Raw genomic sequence first — 231 nt, 5'->3', positions numbered from 1 at the left:
GAAGCGGCGCTCTCGATTGGCATGACTCAATCACAGCTGATGCGTCGGATTATTCTGCCTCAAGCTACTCGCGTCGCTACGCCGACGTTGATGAACTACTTCATCGATATGATTAAAGCGACCTCGCTGGCCTTCACGTTGGGCGTGACGGAGTTGATGGGCGCGACCCAAAAAGAGGCGTCAGGTAGCTTTTTATACTTAGAAGCTTTCTTGCTAGTGGCGATTATCTAC

General features: G+C 51.1%; 1 protein-coding gene. It reads left to right on the top strand.

What is annotated here, in order from left to right; translation table 11 throughout:
• The coding region (locus R0J92_RS27245) for an ABC transporter permease subunit (protein WP_411053981.1) at positions 1-231 on the top strand (231 nt) is incomplete at both ends.

This window comes from Tritonibacter sp. SIMBA_163 (genome assembly GCF_046535935.1).
In the GTDB taxonomy this organism is placed as follows: Bacteria; Pseudomonadota; Alphaproteobacteria; order Rhodobacterales; family Rhodobacteraceae; genus Epibacterium; species Epibacterium scottomollicae.
This window is presented reverse-complemented; position numbering and strand designations above follow the sequence as displayed.